Genomic DNA, 16,044 nt, shown 5'->3' on the forward strand with positions numbered 1-16,044 from the left:
TTGGTTATATTGTGGGGAGGATTGTGTACTGGTTGTGGAAAGTTTCGTCTTAGGGGATTGCCTTGATCGGTACTTTTGGTGAGGCGAGGAAAGAGACGAAATCGCTGTAGCTTCTTGGAATCCCTGCTGGGAAGCTTCACTGCATGGCTCCGTGGAAAAAGCGAAACCGCGTCCAAAGTGGTCCATTCAAGGAAGATCGAACGACAGAAACAGCTCGCAGAGGAAACAGGAGAAACAAGCGAAGGTCTTTGGGACTCCTGCCCAGCTTCCCCGCCAGAGGCCCCAAGCACCTGCAGCGGTTTCTCCTGTTTCCTCCCTCCGCTACAGCCACGATCCACGCCATTCTTCCAAGCAGTAAGCCCCAGCACAAAAGCCGGAACAAGCACGCAACAATATAAAATAGGGTCACTCCCGCAGCCTGACATGAGGCTTGCAGAAGTGACCCTTTCGCTTTTTCGTTTAGGCAGCCGCCTTTTGCTGCTCGGGCGCCTGTGGATTTTTCTTAGGTTTTTTATGCAAAAACACTAGCGTTGCATTAATCTTTTCATACCATTCAAAATCATCATAACTTTCAGCGTTCAAGTGTTCTCAGGCATAAAAAAATCCTTTACACTGGAAAGGTCAGGTAGTTCCTGTCCAAATCCAACGCAAAGGATAGACCATGGACAAGAATACCCTATTTTCTTCATTTGGTAAATACATTTCACCCATTAATATTGTGAAATTTCAACAACGGATAGACGAAACGGATCAGGACAAGTACGTGAAAAAGTTAACGACCAAAGCATATCTACTCCTGTTTTTGCATGCTCAACTTCAGCAACGAGAAGGACTCCGAGCCATTGCAGATGATGTTTTATCAAAGAAATTCCAGCGAGAGTTAGGACTGTCGTCGATTAGTCCCGCTCAGCTTAGTCGCAAAAACAATCGAGTAGATCCAGCTTTGCTTGAAGAAATATTTGTTGACCTTGTAGGGCAAATTCAGAGACACTCGGGCAACACGTATTCCCTTCGAAAAGACATGAAAATCATTGATTCTACAACGATTGGGCTGTGTTTGCAGAAGTACAAATGGGCAACTTTCCGTAAAACCAAGGCTGGCATCAAACTTCATCTTCGTCTCGTCTTTGCCGACCAGGGGGATGTGTATCCTGAAAAAATAACCATCACGGGTGCCAAGTCCAATGACCGCACTCAAATGGAATCGTTGATTGATGAGATCGGTATGATGTACGTCTTTGATCGAGGGTATGTGGATTATGAAAAATTTGATGAATACACGGACAAAGGCATCTTTTTCGCTTCTCGTCTAAAAGATAACGCCGAAATCCGTCATCTTTATGAATTCAAAATCCCCTTGGAAAGCTCCGTTTTATCGGATTCCATGATCCTTCTTGGAACGCCTCAAAAGCGGGTAGATAACGTGCTGCGACTCATTGAAACGCTTGATTCGAAGGGAAATCTCATTCGAATCATTACGAATCGGTTCGACCTGGAAGCAGAAGAACTCAGCGACATCTATCGTTGGCGTTGGCAAATTGAGCTGTTTTTCAAGTGGATAAAGCAGCATGTAAAGATCAAGAACTTCTATGGAACGAGTGAAAATGCGGTACGAAACCAAGTATTACTCGCACTCATTGCCTACTGCCTGTTGCTCCTTGTCAAACTGGAACAAAACAGTCAGCACAGCTTGTTGCAGATCAGGAGATGGCTAAAAGTGTTTCTTTGGCAAACGTTCGAACAATGGATAGGTAGAATGAATTACCAGTCCAAACGAACATCCAGAGGGCGACAGAAAAGGAATTAGGTATTGGTTGCTGTTATCACGATTGTAATAAATGTATAAAACTACCAAATGGACAGTGGCTACCTTTTGCTTGGTTGCTGCCGTTTTTGGTTGTGTAGCTGAAAATGTCATTCAGAATACTTCGACAAATTACGAACGCATTTTTTATGCAACGCTAGTGATGCAAAAAGTACAAGAGTGGAATCGACAGCGCAATCGGGATTACGGAGACGAGGAAGGTGTCCCCGATTCCTTGCACCAGCGCTTCCTTCGCCATCATCCCGTACAGGATCGTGCTGGCCCCGCCTGCGGCGCTCGCTGCATCTACCCCTGCCTGCGCGTACAAGCCGGAGATGCCGCTGATAAACTGCGTCGCCATATCCGTATTGAGATTGTCTGCGATCGACGCCATGTGGAAATTTTGGCGCGCCTGCATGATAACCGTCAAAATCGCAATTGCAAACGAGCTCATCACCTGACGCAGCACGTTGGAGAGCGGCGAAGCGTCCCCTACGCTCGTGCGCGGCACGGCGTTCATCCCGACTGTGGACAGCGTCATCATGCACAGCCCGATGCCGACGCCACGGATGGTCAAAATCATGTCCATCCAGGAGTGCATGCTGTCTGCCGCGAGATTGTGCAGCTCATAAGTCGTAACCGTCATGATCGTCAGCCCGACCAGCCCGATCGGGCCGATGCCGTATTTGTCCATCAGCTTGCCGCTGATCGGCATCATGACCGCCATCGCGATAGATTGCGGCATCAGCAAAATTCCCGACTCCATGGCCGTCATCCCCTGGATGTTTTGCAGGAAGATCGGCATCAGGAAGATCCCGCCCATCATCCCCATCATGACGAAGCCCGAAGTCAAGATACTGATCGAAAATACCGGGATTTTCAGCAGCCGCAGATCCAAGAGCGGCTGTTCTTTTCCCAGCTCCACCCAGACGAACAGCGCCAGGCTCATGATCGCCACGAAGAACAGGCTGACGATGAAAAAGGACGTCCATCCCTCTGCCTGCCCTTTGCTGAAGGCGAGCAGAAGTGCGCCAAAGCCGACAATCGCCAGGAAAGCCCCGAGGTAGTCGAACTTCAGCTCCGGCTTTTTCGGCGTTTCCTTGAGCAGCACCATACTCATGATAACGGCGAAAATCCCGAACGGAACACCGATCAAAAACAAAAACTGCCAGCTTAAAAATTCGATGAGGTACCCGCCCAATGTCGGACCGAGCGCGGGCGCCGTCATCGAGGCAATCCCGAAAATCCCCAGCGCCATCCCGATCTTTTCGCGCGGGACGATCATGTAAATCATCGACATTCCGATCGGCATAATCATCCCGCCACTCACGCCCTGCACGACGCGAAAGGCGATCAGCGAAGAATCGCTCCAGGCGAGCGCGCAGAGGACGGAGGAGATCGTAAAGGCCGCAAGCGACAGGACGAATATTTTTTTCGCCCCGAACTTGGCCGACAGCGAACCGCTCATCGGAATCATGACGGCGTTTGCCAGCATGTAGCCCGTCAAAACCCATTGCATGGTCTCCGTCGTGGAGCCGAAAATACTGACCATGGTGGGCAGGGCAACGTTAATCAAACTGTTATTCAAAATCGCAACGAAGGTTCCCGAGAGGATCGCGACCAGTGACAGCCACATGCCGCCACTGCCGCTTTTGTCCTCCCGCTGTGCCACCGCTTCCGCCATGCCATCACCCCCGTTAGTTTGCGATTACCTTGGTGCCCTCGGACAATTTGTCTGTCGGATTCAGCACGATCTGATCGTTGTCTTTCACACCTTGGGTTACTGTTGTCCACTCACCGCTGGCGCTGTCTACAGACACTTCCACCTGATGGACGACGTCGTTGTCCACGGTGTAAATGTAATGCTTGTTATCTTTTTCCAGAACAGCCGAGCTTGGCACTTTCATTCCCTGGCTCGCCTGACCTTGCAGCACGACCTCCGCTACCATCCCTGCGCGCAGCAGTCCTTCCTGGTTGCTCACTTTGACCTTGATCGGGAACGAGCTGCTGTTGGCGTCAGAAACCGGGGAGACGAACTCGACAGTTCCTTTCAGAACCTTGCCGCCCAGACTGCCTACTTTGACGTCAACCGTAGAGCCTACTTTGACATTGTTGATCTGATCCTGGGAGACGCTCGCCTCCACCTTCACGTCAGACATGTTCACCAGCACCAGAAGCGGCGAGCCTGCTGCCGCCATCTCGCCCGGATCAATCGAGCGCTTCGCGACGATTCCGCTGATTGGCGCGCGAATGATCGTGTTGTCATAGCTGCTTTTCGCCAGCTCCAGGCCGGAATTGAGACGGCTTACTTCCGCTTGCAGGGCTGCGACCGTATCCGCAGTCGGACCCGCTTTCGCCAGATCGTACTGCGCCTGTGCCTGCTCCAGACCAGTACGCGCCTTTTCCAAATCGAGCGAAACTTTTTCCAATTCCGCCTGGGACAGCGCTCCTGCGTCAAACAAAGCTTTCATCCGGTTGTAGTTGCTCTCTGCTACTTTCAAACCTGCCTGCGCTTGCGTCACGACGCTTGCCAACTGTGTGAGCTGCTCGTTGCGCGCGCCTGCTTTTGTGTCGCGCAGCTTTGCGTTTGCTCCGGCAATCGCGGCCTGTGCCTGGTTGATTTGCTGCTGGTAATCGGCTGCTTCCAGCGTCACCAGGACATCGCCTGCCTTGACGACAGAGCCTTCCTTCGCGTTGACGCTCGCCACTTTGCCCGATACTTTGGAGACGACCTGAATCTCGTCCGAAGCGGCAATTTTCCCGCTCGCAATCAGGCCGGATTGCGAGGACGTCACCTTCCACGTCTTTACAACCGGGATGCTTTCCTCTCCTGTCGAAGCAGAAGACGTATCACTACAGCCTGCGGTAATGAGCGAAATTGCCATCAGCACAGCCGCGATCGATTTCCATTGAGCTGTCTTTTTCATGCCAGATTACATCTCCTTCACTTGCACTTTGATCTCGGCGTTCAAACCGGCAGCCAAATGTAGACCTGCTGTGTCGTCAATGGCAATTTTAATCGGAATCCGCTGGGTGACCTTTGTGAAGTTCCCGCTAGTGTTTACGGCTGGCATCAAGGAAAACGTGGAGTTGGTTGCTTTGCCGATCTCCATCAGATGGCCAGTCAGCTTTTTGCCCGGGTAGGCATCCAGCGTAAATTCTACCTTTTGTCCCAGTTTCAGTCGCCCGATCTCGGTTTCTTCCAGGTTGGCGGAGATGTACAGCTTGCTCTCGTCAATCACCAGCGCAACGGATTGTCCTGTGGAAACAATCTCGCCTTCCTTCGCCTGCGTTTTGATGACCGTGCCAGTGATCGGGGAACGCAGCACGCTGTTTTCCAAAAGGTTTGTCGCGATGTTGGTCGTGTCTTGCTGCCCGACGATCTGGTCGGCTACGACTGTGTCGCCTTCTTTGACAGTGAGAGCAGTCAGCTTGCCTGTCATTTTGGGCATGACCCGATAAATGTCCCCTGCCACTCTGGCATCCTGCGTCGTTACGTAATGTTCACCCTGATACCAGTAGTAGTAACCGATGCCCCCGCCCCCTACAACGAACAGGAGCAAAATGACATACAATACCAGTTTTCGCTTCATGGTTTCTCCTCAGCTTTCTCTCTCTTCTAGTTTCGCAATCAACGTTTCCATCGAGTAAATAATGCCGTCCAGGTCTTCATCCGAAAAACCGTGGAAAATCCGCTTGTAAAATTCCTCTGAAAAAAGGTCCACCTTGGCAAACAGTTCTGTAATCTTCTCCGTTTTCCGAATCCAGACGACACGGCGGTCTTTGTCGTCGCGGACACGCTCGACCAACTGCTCTCTCTCCAGCCGGTCAATGATGCCGGAAACGGTACTGTACGACAGATCGACAGCTTTGCTTAGCTGGCCGATCGTCTTGGGATCGCAATGAATTTGCCGGATGACCATCAACTGAGGAACGGTCAAGCCGTACTTGCTCAGCTCCTTCGTAGCCATCGTCGCAAACGTCTTGTTCAGACGCTTCAGCAATTCCCGTATATGCAAAGGCTTGTTCATGATGCACTCCTTTCCTACCTAATATTTCGGACACGAAATTTTTATCACAGGAAACACTATACGACTTTTTTGATTCCGTGGCAACTATTTCTTTAGGTTAAATTTTAACTAGGTAATTGTAAACGCTACCTTGCCAACCGCGCTGGCGAAACCTTCCGTTTTTCGCTCTCCATACAAAAAAACCAACATGCCCATGCAGCTCAAGGCAATGTTGGTTCTGTGATGGTCTCGGGGCTTGCAGGCCCTTCCTCCGGCGTATTTTGGCGCACGCTCGGCACGTGGCGCGGCTCGTATTCGATCTCGGGAAAAGAGTTCACAGTCACGTACATCGTCCCGTTTCCAGCGATGGCGCGGATCATGACCGGGTATGCATACTTGTTCTGAAAGACAAAATCCGGGCCGTGCCAGCTCACGGTCGCATCCCGGCCAGGGGGCACATAGGCGACGTTCCTGCTGTGGGAATAGCGCTGCATAATATGCAAGCCCGCCTTGTCGACCGCATTGAACAAGGTCGAGGACACTTGGCAAATCCCGCCTCCGATCCCTTCGGAAAGCTCTCCCCTGACGATGATGGGCGCTTGCAGGTAGCCTTTTTCCTTCGTCCTTTGGCCAACTACTTTATTGAAGGAAAAAATTTCTCCCGGCAACACGACGTAGTTGTTGAGCGCCTGTGAAGCGAGCCTGATGTTGTGAGAGCGGTTTTTGTTCCGCGAATTGAAATAGGTGGCATACTGCCCGATCACTTTTTTCCGAACTTGGCTGAGGAGAGCCTTGTCCACCTTTGGATACACTTCCTGGTAGGAGACTTGCATGGTCGCAGCGCCCTGCCCGTAGTAATACTGGTAAAACCGCTCCAAAAAAGCAGCCTCGTCCAGCTTGCGGCCTTTTTTCTCGGGAACGATGGCGCCGTGCGCATTAATCGTCGCATTGATCGGCGCTACATACGCTTCTTTGGCTACTGCGTCTATCAATTTTTGCAAACGGTAGTCATCCGCGACAGGGACACCGTCAACAGGCAAGGTATAATCCGCTCGGTCCAGGATGGCTACCGTTTTGTCTCCCACCTCGACGTGCAAAAAGTTGGTCGGATCGAGGGGATTGGCTAGCAAAAGCAAAGCCAGAGTCAAAGCAAAACCCATCCGGCCACTCACCTCCTTCCTGTAGTATGAGCAGCCGAACGGGTTTCATGCGGTCATGCGCTGTGTCTTTATCCCATCCGCGCCAGTCTGCTCATGATCGCCTGGGCGACCGCTTTGAGCCTGGACTGGTCCGCAGCCTCGCTGTACAGATTGTTCAATTGATCGCGCAGTTCTTTGGCAGCGAGCAAGGACGCCGTAGCTTCCTTGATTTTTTGCGTGTAGCGAGCCTTGATGTCGGCAAGCTCCTCCTGGTACTTCTCGTCGGTGCCAGGAGCGATGGCCCGCGTGTACATGTCGATGACTTCGTCTGTCTCCTTGCTGGGGAAGTATTCGTGCGGGGCGGTGCTGTCGAAAATAGCCAGCCCTTTTTCCGGCACGATCACCATATCCAGGCTGTGCGGGTCCAGCCCGCAATGGTACACCTCCACGTCGTAGCCGCGGTTTTCCGCTTCGACTACCAACTTTTTCAGCATGGTCGACTTGCCTGATCCCGGTCTTCCTTTGATGAAGTAGCGCTTCTGCAACGAGTCTGTCAGCTTCATGATGTGATCGACAGGCCCATGCGGCGTGGCGGCCCCCAGGTACATTCTGCGCACCCGTGCCTTTTTGCCAAGCTTTTCCTCTCCAAAAAACAGCGCGATTACTTCTTCCGTAACGCGGTTGGCTTCCTCGCGGTTCAAGTTTTCAATGTACGGCGCTTCCCATTCATCGTGAATGCGCAGCGCTTCCCCGAACGACTGATAAGCGGCTTCGCTCTTGGCAAAAATCTCCTCGTACCACGCCGCGATTTGTTTTTTGTAAGGGGCCAGTTGTTCGATGCCGACCGCCGTTTGCAAATTGACCTGGATTTCCGTCACACCGGGCGCAGCAGGTCGCCAGATGCGAGGATAGCTGCCGTCCATAATGGCGACCCTCCACTCGTGAAAAACAACGCCGTCGTATTGCCCGTTCACAAACGGAGAGTGAATCCACTCCACCTGATTCGTCTTGCGCGACATCTCCTTGCCGATGGCTTCGATGAGCGGGGACGTGACTCCCTCCACGACTCCTGACAGGATGTAGACGCGCTCCAGCCCTTGCAGGACCGAATCGTAAAACGTTTTGTATCCTCGCGCCGTGTTGCCTGCGGCGTATATGTGGCGTACTTGTTTTGCCATGCCATTCCCTCCCGTACTTCTTTTGCTGATAATGGGGTTGAATCGTTGTATTGTATGCAGCCAGAAGGAAATAGGCGTCTGTCATGAGCGGAAAAAGCCGCTGCAAGCTTGAGACGGCTCGCAGCGGCTTTTTGGCGTTTGTGGCTTTTTGCTCCGGCAAGACGTTCTCGCCCGGGCTTATTTGTTCAGGTCGGTCATTTTGCCTGTGGACATGTAGATGATCCATTCGCAAATATTCGTGACGTGATCGGCAATCCGCTCCAAATATTGCGCCACCAGCAAAAGATGCGTCCCTTGGGAAATCGCGCTGCCGTTTTTGGTCATGACTTCGATCAAGTCACGGAAAATCGTTGCAAACAGCTTGTCGACGATATCGTCGCGAGCGGCGATCTCTTCTGCCGCTTCCTTGTTGCGGGCGATATAGGCATTCAGGCAATCTCGCACCATCGCTTTTACATGATCGGCCATCAACGGGATGTCAATCAGCGGCTTGATATACGGTTCAGCCATCAGGCGGCGTGTCGTTTTGGCGATGGAGACCGCATGATCGCCCATCCGCTCCAGGTCCGTCACCAGCTTCAGCATCGTTCCCAGACGGCGCAGGTCACTCCCTACCGGCTGCTGCAAAGCGATCAGGCGGAAGCATTCGCTCTGTATCTCCTGCTCCAGCTCGTTGATGACCGGATCGGCGGCAATGACCTGCTCTGCAAGCTGAACATCCCGCTCCACCAAACTTTTAATCGATTTATGAATGGCTTCTTCCACCAATGTGCCCATGGACATGAGCTTGCGATGCAATACGTCCAACTGCTCTTCGAAAGCGTGCCGCGACATGTTCCTCGTCCCCCTTCATTTGTCTGACACGACAAATAGTACAAGGGGATTGTATTGCACGGGTAAAGCTACTATTTTGTTTGTGTAAATATTTCAGCCGAGCGGCAAAGTGACGGTAAAGGTGGTGCCTTTTCCTTCCACACTCTCTACCCCGATCTGGCCGTGCAAGTTGTCGACGAGGTGTTTGACAATCGCAAGGCCCAGCCCCGTTCCGCCGGAGTCGCGGCTGCGCGCCTTGTCGACACGGTAAAAGCGCTCGAAAATGCGCGTGAGGTCTTTTTCCGGGATACCTATGCCCGTATCGGAAACCTGAATCGTCACGTGTTCGTCGTCTGCTTCTGTCCTGATCGTGATCTCTCCGCCTTCCGGAGTGTAGGCGATCGCGTTGGTCAAAAGGTTCAGGACGATTTGCTGGAGACAATCTTTGTCTGTCATCAACCAAATGTCCGGCTGGCTGTCCGGCAGCGTCACCTTCAACTGCTTTCTCTGCGCCTGGTCGTGCATGATCGCCGCTGCCGAGCGGATCAGCTCCTGCACATGCACGCGGCTGAGATGCAGGGGAATCCGCTTCTGTTCGATTTTGGACAAGTCCAAAATGTCGCGGATCATCCGGTACAGCCGTTCGCTCTCATCCGAAATAATTTGCAGGAAATTGCGGCACGTTTCCTCGTCCTGCATCGCCCCTTCCAAAAGCGTCTCTGTAAACCCTTTGATGGAAGTAATCGGCGTCCGCAGCTCGTGCGAGACGTTGGCGACAAAGTCGCTGCGCATCTTTTCCAGGCGGCGAATGTCGGTGATGTCGTGCAGCACGACGACGACGCCTCGCGATTCCCCTTTAAAATTGATGTACGGGGCAAAATTGACGTCGAGCACGCGCTCCTGCGGATAGTAAATGTGGATCTCCTGCCGGAACTTCTCGCTTTTGTCCAGGCATCTGTCAATGTATTGGGACAGGCCAAAGCTTTTGCCTGCCTCGATGTGCAGCTTGCCTACCAGCTCGTGTCCGGCTGTTCCGAGCAGCTTTTCCACGGCGGGGTTGACGAGCATGATTCTGCGCTGCTCCGAGATGAAAATGACCCCGCTCGTCATGTTGGTCAGCACCCCGGCGAGCCGCTGCTGGTTCTCGGAGATTTCGTACATTTGCTGTTCCAGGCTGGACGCCATGAAATTGATGGCGCCGGCGAGCTGGCCGATCTCGTCCTTGGCCTTGATCCGTACCCGGCTCTCGTACTGGCGCTGGGTAATGTTGCGGGCGACTCGCGTAATTTCCTCGATGGGACGAATAATCGAAAAGGAGATGCGCGACACCACAATCGAGCCGACGACAAGCGTCACCAGCAAGCCTGTCAGCAGGCTGTACCACATGTTGTGGATCGTGTCCGTAATGTCTTTCATCGACATGGCCGAGCGGACGGCACCGACGATGTTCGTCCCCTGCTCGACGGGCACGGCTACGTACATCATGTCATAGCCCAGCGTCTCGCTAAAGCGGCGGGAAATGCCGGTCTCTCCATTGAGCGCCGCGAGCATTTCCGGCCTGTCGTGGTGGTTCTCCATCTCATCGGCATGGGAGGAGTTGTCGTACAGCACCTCGCCTTCCAGGTTGATGATGGTCAGGCGGACTTCGTCGGATGGCGCCACCTGGAGGACGCGATCCGCGAGCATCTCCTGATTGTCAAAAACGGTCGGGAAGCGGACAGCCTGGGCAACCAGCTTGGACTCGCGGGACAAAAGCTCATGCAGCGATTGCAGGTAGGAATTTTCCAATACCTTCGCAAAGTACATCCCCATCAACAGGAGGACCAATGAGATTAATCCCAGAATGGTGAAGGTGAGTTTGATACGAAAGCGAGTCAAGGTCGTGCCTCCCGTTTGTTATCCTTCCAGTTTGTATCCCAAGCCGCGAACGGTTTTGATGTAGCGCGGGTTTTTCGTGTCTTCCTCCAGCTTTTCCCGCAGGTGGCTGACATGCACGTCCACGATCCGGGAGTCCCCGATAAAGTCGTAGTTCCAGACGGCGTTCAGCAGTTGGTCGCGGGTGAGCACGCGCCCCTGGTGGCTGGCGAGGTAGTTGAGCAGTTCGAATTCTTTTGGAGTCAGCTCTACCTTTGTATCTTTGCAAAAGACTTCGTATTTTTCCGGGTAGATGCGGATGTCGCCAAACTGGAGCACGACATCTTCCGGCGCAACCGCCGCTTCCGGGGTTGCCTGAATGCGGCGGAGAATGGCTTTTACGCGGGCGATTACTTCGCGCGGGCTGAACGGCTTGGTCAAATAGTCGTCAGCGCCCAGCTCCAGACCTAATATTTTATCCAGCTCATCGTCTTTTGCGGTCAACATGAGGATTGGCGTGTTAATGCGCTCCTGGCGCAATGTTTTACAGACGTCCATGCCGTCCATTTTGGGCAGCATCAAGTCGAGAATGATGAAATCGGGCTGCTCGCTTTTCACCATGTCGAGCGCCTGTCTGCCGTCAAAGGCGGTCACTACCTGGAAACCCGATTTTTCCAGATTGAATTGCAGCAGCTTCACGATGGAAGCTTCGTCATCCACTACCAAAACCTTAATCATTTTATCCGTTTCCCCCTACCAATGCGATGCTGCAGATTAATTGTTTTCAGACCTTCGTCCTCTGGTTTGTTTCTTCTCTCTACACCTCTCAGTCTGCCAATGCTGAAACCGGAAGACAAGTAATTTTTTTGTAAAAGTGTTTGGAGGCTGGCTGTGGTGGGTGTGGCTTGGGCGTTCCGTTGGTTCTTTGGAGTAGTATGCCTCGAATGAGGGGTGGGCATCAGGAAGGGGATGTTAGGCTTCGGGGGGTGTTTTGAAAGGCCCCTTGGTCGTAGGGCCTTTTGCTCGTAGCTTTGGCTTCGGCTCGTCCCGGTAATTTTGAAAGCCCTTGATCGCAGCTTTAGCTTCGGTTCGTCCCGGTGTGTTTTTTGAAAGCCCCTTGATCGTAGCTTTCGTGGCGGCGAGGAAAGAGGAGAAATCGCTGGAGCTTCTTGGGATCCCCGCTGGAAGCACTACTGCCCGGTTCCAGGGAAAAAATGAAACCGCGTCCAAAGTGGTTTATTCAGGATGGGTCTCAGAGTGGACGCTTAAAAGCGTGTTTCGTTTTTTCCCTTCCACCTCGGTCGGGATCCCAAAGAGCTTTCGCGTATTCCTCCTCTTTCCTCGTCAGGGGCTAATGATGTTGATGGGAGTTTTAAAAATCTTACAAGCCTTTCGGGGCAACCCATAGAGGTAGTTGCAGAGCCCGGGCTTAAAAGATTATAACAGCCAAATGTTTGTACACCCCTAATAATGAAGATTTGACCATATAAGAAAATTATGGTATTATATGTAAAATTCAAAGGCCGGGGAGTTGATTAATTGAGAAGTATATTTTTACATATCATTTTAGCCTGCCTGTTGCTTACTGCCGGATGTGTAAATGATAACTCCTTTGCAGGCAATAACGAGCAGAATCTAAAAATTGGAGTGATCGGGCAGCCTCCTGTGGTCAACGAAAATATTGATTTCATCGAAACAACTCTTGAATCACTAATTAATGCATCGGATACAGAGTTTCACGCATTATTTATCATGCCAGAGTGCCTAGAGGAAGCTTCCAAACCTCAATTTGCCAGGCTTTATAAAAGTCTGAAATACCCTGTTTTCTTTATCGGATCAACCAAATCATATTACCCGTTCATAGAAGAAAGTCTAACATATTCTACTGCTCCCTCAACGAGCTCCGGTATGTTTGCAACTGGATTTATCAATGAAGACGGGCAATATAAAATATTTGAATATGGCCTGGAAAATGATGAAAAGACAGAAAAAAATCTCAAACTAATGTACACCAATATTTTTAAGACAATTTCAAACGAATTCATCTCAAAGAAAACGAACTAAACAATTTCTCCGAACAGCAAAAAGGGGCTCTCTGGTCATTCTCTTGACTTGAAGATTGCCCCTTTGAATGTATGCAGTTATTTAATTCCCAGTAACAGAGAGATACTGATATCCGCTATAGAAGTATCGGTAATGATTTGATGCATTTGCAACACTAAAAGTAGCTTTAAATACCGGGGTGTCTATGCCGGTTTGAAAATTTAGAGTAGTTGATCCATTATCATAAAAATCACCGTTTACAAGATACTCAATACCTTGTTGATTATTTTTTACCCACGCTTGTACATCACCTGAAAATTGCTTGCTCACCCCGTGATACCTATCTAATCCGGCATATCTAATGTCAGAAACCCAACCGAAACTACCGTCTCTGCACTTATTTACAATAGCAATAAATCTTGGTTTATATGTTCCTGAAACTGATAATCGCTGAGACACTTCACTGTATGAGCATGTTGCACTTAAAGCTTTTAAGCTCTTTTGTGTTTTAGGTTGTTCTTTTTTTACTTCCTCTAACGACCTACCGCTATATTTTGCAATACGTTGCATTGCTTCCTCGTAGGTAAGGTCTTCAACAACAACCTCCCCTGTTTCTACTGTTGCATTGTTGCCTTTGGCAGAAGCAACAAGATTACCAAGGCTCAATACGACTAAAAACATCGTTAATACAACAAGAAATGGCTTTTTCATGTTTCCTCCCACTATAAATTAATGTTTTCTCGCGTTTGCTCACTCATTCTTAGATTTTCAACCATCAACATTCCAGAGAAGTGGGCGAAGCATGTAATTATGGAATATTTTTCTGGATGAGCCGGTGGCGGGAATAAAGATTCGAATCTTTTTTCCAATCTATTGGTAAATCGTATGACCGCACATTTGGATATCCACTCCATTCCCCTGACGGCTTACCCTCCCATGTCACGCTGGGTCTTCGCCCTTACATTCCTTCGTTCTGCCTCTCAAGGTGTGGACGCCGCTTCTTGCTCCTTTACTGGGTCGTTGCCCTTACGGAATAGATCCTGCGGCTGCTCCGTGCTTCTGTTGTCATTGGTTTACTTCCAAGCTCTTGTGAGAAACGAGAATTATCGTTTGAATTTAAGCTACCATCTGTATTTGGGACTGGCGTACAGGTCCTAATACGTCGGACGCATTGTACGGAATGCACTTCGTGCCTAGTGTGTACAGTACGCGAATGAGCTTCCCGCAGAGTGCCACTATAGACTGCTTCTTCTTGAGCGGATTATGACTTCGCTTCGTAAAGTAATGGTGCAACGCCTTGAATTCGGCGTTTTTGGCGACCATCGGCATCATCGCCCGAAATAGCAAGGCTCTTAGTCGGGATCGTCCACGCTTGGTAATCGTGGACTTGCCCTTCTTCTTGCCGGAACTGTTCTCTTTGAGGTTAAATCCAGCAAGACGGATGATCTGCTGCCCATGGTCATAACCGCTAAGATCACCAACTTCAGCCAAGAAGCCCGCCAGCGTAACAACGCCGATTCCTGGTACTGTCAGCATTTCATTTGTACCTGGAATTTGTGCAAGCAATGCTTCCACTTGCGCCATGATTTCTTCAAGTTGCCTTGAGAATAGTTCATATTGTTCCAGTAAGGCCTTGAGCTCGATTTTCGCCGCCGTCAGCCCTTCGGTAAGTCCAATTGAGTTTGTGGCAGCTTGTAGGAGTTGCGCTGCACGTTTGGAGCCAACCGCTCGCTTCACGTCTTCCTTCCATCGGTTCACGATTGTACTCGCGCCAAGCGATACAATCTCCTGTGGCGTCGGAAATTCACGAAGCGTGATGAGCGAGGCCTTTCCTTCCCAATCTTTAAACACAAGGCTGTACTCCGGAAAGAAGCGATCAAGCCAGTTCTGGATACGCCGTTGGACTTGACCGAAGTTCACCATCACCTTCTCTCGAAGGTTCATGAGAATACGAAGATCGGCATAAACGCTCGTAGGCAATTTGGGCTCGCTGTACTTGCCATTGCGAACTAAATCAGCGATTAACCTAGCATCCTTGTAATCATTCTTCGTCGGTGAATTGTCTTCAAGTTCTTTGCTTTTATTGACGTGATGAGGATTCACGATAACGACTTTGATGTTTTCTCGATGCAGAAATTCGGCCAGTGGAAACCAGTAGTGTCCGGTTGGCTCAATGCCCAAGATGATATCCGTCTTGGCGTATTGCCGCTGAAGCTCCTTCATCCACGAAACGAGTTTCGTCAGGCCAGAATGGTCATTGCCGAACACACAGTCCTTACCAATCTCGATTCCGCGGAAATCGACAGCTCTGGCAACATGCGTTTTCTTGGCAATATCTGCACCGACAACAAGGGTTAATTCGGTAATTTGTTGAATACGTTGATTCTGCTTTTTCGATTGCTTATACTTCATTGTGGAGTACCTCCTGTACGGGTAATTGTTCTTTGGACGGAACGTTTCCCAGTTTACAGAAGGTGCTTTTTTTATTCAAACCCCAAATTCATTCATTACAGGAATGGCTCCTTAATTTATTTAATTTCATCAAGTACATTATTCTACAAATTATTATAAAATCCTTCCATTTTTGTAATAAAATTATCATTAAATCGACTTGTTCAAAAAAAATTCAACATTTTCCCTATATAAGTTTGTTACCTCTTTGAAAATACCCCCCTCAAAAGAGTCGTATAGGTGCAACTCCTTTTGGGCCTGATAATAAGCAATATAATTCAATATAAACTCCAGCTCCCCTCCTCACTACGCTATGAGCACCTTGTCATTTCCGAATGAACGCCTGACCGCCCCCCTCAGCTCGTAGAGAAAACAGGAGAAAGTCGCAAAGGTCTTTGGGACTCCTTCCGAGACGGAGGGGAAAAGGGAAAACACGCTTTTAAGCGTCCACCTTGAACCCGCTTCCCTGAATCCTCCACTTTGGACGCGGTTTTCCTTTTTCCCCGCAGGCGGGCAGTCTGCGCTCCCTCGCTAGAGGCCCCAAGCACCTGCTGCGCTTTCTCCTGTTTCCTCCCTCCACTGCAGCTTCGACCTACTCGGCTTTTCCCAAAGAACGCCTGACCGAACCTCACAGCTCGTAGAGGAAGCGAAAAAAAACACAAGGTTTTAGAAGAATTCCTACCGAGCCAGAGGAGCAAAAGGAAAACACGCAAAAAACTCCCCCAAGCCAAAGGCGCCTTGCACTTCATTCG

At 50.5% G+C, this 16,044-nt stretch carries 13 protein-coding genes; 2 read left to right on the forward strand and 11 right to left on the reverse strand.

All coding sequences use genetic code 11. The annotated features are described in order from the left end of the window. Positions 1–661 precede the first annotated feature (661 nt). Positions 662–1,807, forward strand: coding sequence for an IS4 family transposase (locus M655_RS20860; RefSeq protein WP_005837477.1), 1,146 nt, complete (start codon positions 662–664; stop codon positions 1,805–1,807). A 154-nt stretch (positions 1,808–1,961) separates the two neighbouring features. Here the strand turns inward: M655_RS20860 and M655_RS20865 are convergent, their stop codons facing one another. The 9 genes from M655_RS20865 to M655_RS20905 all read right to left on the reverse strand — a co-directional run bounded on the left by M655_RS20865 (position 1,962) and on the right by M655_RS20905 (position 11,536). Next, positions 1,962–3,488 (reverse strand): DHA2 family efflux MFS transporter permease subunit, encoded by a 1,527-nt coding sequence (locus M655_RS20865; RefSeq protein ID WP_286085880.1) that lies wholly within the window; start codon positions 3,486–3,488, stop codon positions 1,962–1,964. Positions 3,489–3,501: 13 nt separating this feature from the next. Beyond that, positions 3,502–4,731, reverse strand: a complete 1,230-nt coding sequence (locus M655_RS20870; RefSeq protein ID WP_005833853.1) for an efflux RND transporter periplasmic adaptor subunit — start codon at positions 4,729–4,731, stop codon at positions 3,502–3,504. Positions 4,732–4,737: 6 nt separating this feature from the next. Further along, positions 4,738–5,397 (reverse strand): efflux RND transporter periplasmic adaptor subunit, encoded by a 660-nt coding sequence (locus tag M655_RS20875; RefSeq protein WP_007784784.1) that lies wholly within the window; start codon positions 5,395–5,397, stop codon positions 4,738–4,740. A 9-nt stretch (positions 5,398–5,406) separates the two neighbouring features. Beyond that, positions 5,407–5,835 carry a MarR family winged helix-turn-helix transcriptional regulator gene (locus tag M655_RS20880; RefSeq protein WP_005833849.1) on the reverse strand — a complete coding sequence of 143 codons (429 nt, stop codon included), beginning with the start codon at positions 5,833–5,835 and terminating at the stop codon, positions 5,407–5,409. A gap of 200 nt (positions 5,836–6,035) precedes the next feature. Then, positions 6,036–6,974, reverse strand: coding sequence for a VanW family protein (locus tag M655_RS20885; RefSeq protein ID WP_026557904.1), 939 nt, complete (start codon positions 6,972–6,974; stop codon positions 6,036–6,038). A gap of 68 nt (positions 6,975–7,042) precedes the next feature. Then, positions 7,043–8,131 carry a PRK06851 family protein gene (locus tag M655_RS20890; RefSeq protein ID WP_005833844.1) on the reverse strand — a complete coding sequence of 363 codons (1,089 nt, stop codon included), beginning with the start codon at positions 8,129–8,131 and terminating at the stop codon, positions 7,043–7,045. A 177-nt stretch (positions 8,132–8,308) separates the two neighbouring features. Next, positions 8,309–8,965, reverse strand: coding sequence for a phosphate signaling complex protein PhoU (phoU, locus tag M655_RS20895; protein WP_005833842.1), 657 nt, complete (start codon positions 8,963–8,965; stop codon positions 8,309–8,311). Positions 8,966–9,058: 93 nt separating this feature from the next. Beyond that, positions 9,059–10,822, reverse strand: coding sequence for a two-component system histidine kinase PnpS (pnpS, locus tag M655_RS20900; protein ID WP_007784790.1), 1,764 nt, complete (start codon positions 10,820–10,822; stop codon positions 9,059–9,061). Between the two features lie 18 nt (positions 10,823–10,840). Then, positions 10,841–11,536, reverse strand: a complete 696-nt coding sequence (locus M655_RS20905; RefSeq protein WP_005833838.1) for a response regulator transcription factor — start codon at positions 11,534–11,536, stop codon at positions 10,841–10,843. Between the two features lie 801 nt (positions 11,537–12,337). On the opposite strand from M655_RS20905, the gene M655_RS20910 reads away from it, so the two are divergent. After that, the gene (locus M655_RS20910) at positions 12,338–12,862 is read left to right on the forward strand and encodes a hypothetical protein (protein WP_005834754.1); all 525 of its coding nucleotides are present in this window, start codon (positions 12,338–12,340) and stop codon (positions 12,860–12,862) included. 81 nt (positions 12,863–12,943) lie between these two features. On the opposite strand, the gene M655_RS20915 is transcribed toward M655_RS20910, so the two are convergent. After that, on the reverse strand, positions 12,944–13,552 hold the full coding sequence (locus M655_RS20915) for a hypothetical protein (protein ID WP_005834756.1): 609 nt from the start codon (positions 13,550–13,552) through the stop codon (positions 12,944–12,946). A gap of 405 nt (positions 13,553–13,957) precedes the next feature. Beyond that, a complete protein-coding gene (locus M655_RS20920) occupies positions 13,958–15,253 on the reverse strand; it encodes an IS110 family RNA-guided transposase (RefSeq protein ID WP_023555147.1) in 1,296 nt (431 codons plus the stop codon). Positions 15,254–16,044 lie beyond the last annotated feature (791 nt).

The sequence above is a fragment of the Brevibacillus sp. NSP2.1 genome (genome assembly GCF_000470975.2).
GTDB classification, from domain to species: domain Bacteria; phylum Bacillota; class Bacilli; order Brevibacillales; family Brevibacillaceae; genus Brevibacillus; species Brevibacillus agri.

Bases quoted from the DNA above. Each gene is read 5' to 3' on its own strand.
- M655_RS20880 (WP_005833849.1), bottom strand. From the start codon at position 5,835: ATGAACAAGCCTTTGCATATACGGGAATTGCTGAAGCGTCTGAACAAG.
- M655_RS20885 (WP_026557904.1), bottom strand. From the start codon at position 6,974: ATGGGTTTTGCTTTGACTCTGGCTTTGCTTTTGCTAGCCAATCCCCTC.
- phoU (WP_005833842.1), bottom strand. From the start codon at position 8,965: ATGTCGCGGCACGCTTTCGAAGAGCAGTTGGACGTATTGCATCGCAAG.
- M655_RS20865 (WP_286085880.1), bottom strand. From the start codon at position 3,488: ATGGCGGAAGCGGTGGCACAGCGGGAGGACAAAAGCGGCAGTGGCGGC.
- M655_RS20920 (WP_023555147.1), bottom strand. From the start codon at position 15,253: ATGAAGTATAAGCAATCGAAAAAGCAGAATCAACGTATTCAACAAATT.
- M655_RS20905 (WP_005833838.1), bottom strand. From the start codon at position 11,536: ATGATTAAGGTTTTGGTAGTGGATGACGAAGCTTCCATCGTGAAGCTG.
- M655_RS20870 (WP_005833853.1), bottom strand. From the start codon at position 4,731: ATGAAAAAGACAGCTCAATGGAAATCGATCGCGGCTGTGCTGATGGCA.
- M655_RS20915 (WP_005834756.1), bottom strand. From the start codon at position 13,552: ATGAAAAAGCCATTTCTTGTTGTATTAACGATGTTTTTAGTCGTATTG.
- M655_RS20890 (WP_005833844.1), bottom strand. From the start codon at position 8,131: ATGGCAAAACAAGTACGCCACATATACGCCGCAGGCAACACGGCGCGA.
- M655_RS20860 (WP_005837477.1), top strand. From the start codon at position 662: ATGGACAAGAATACCCTATTTTCTTCATTTGGTAAATACATTTCACCC.
- M655_RS20875 (WP_007784784.1), bottom strand. From the start codon at position 5,397: ATGAAGCGAAAACTGGTATTGTATGTCATTTTGCTCCTGTTCGTTGTA.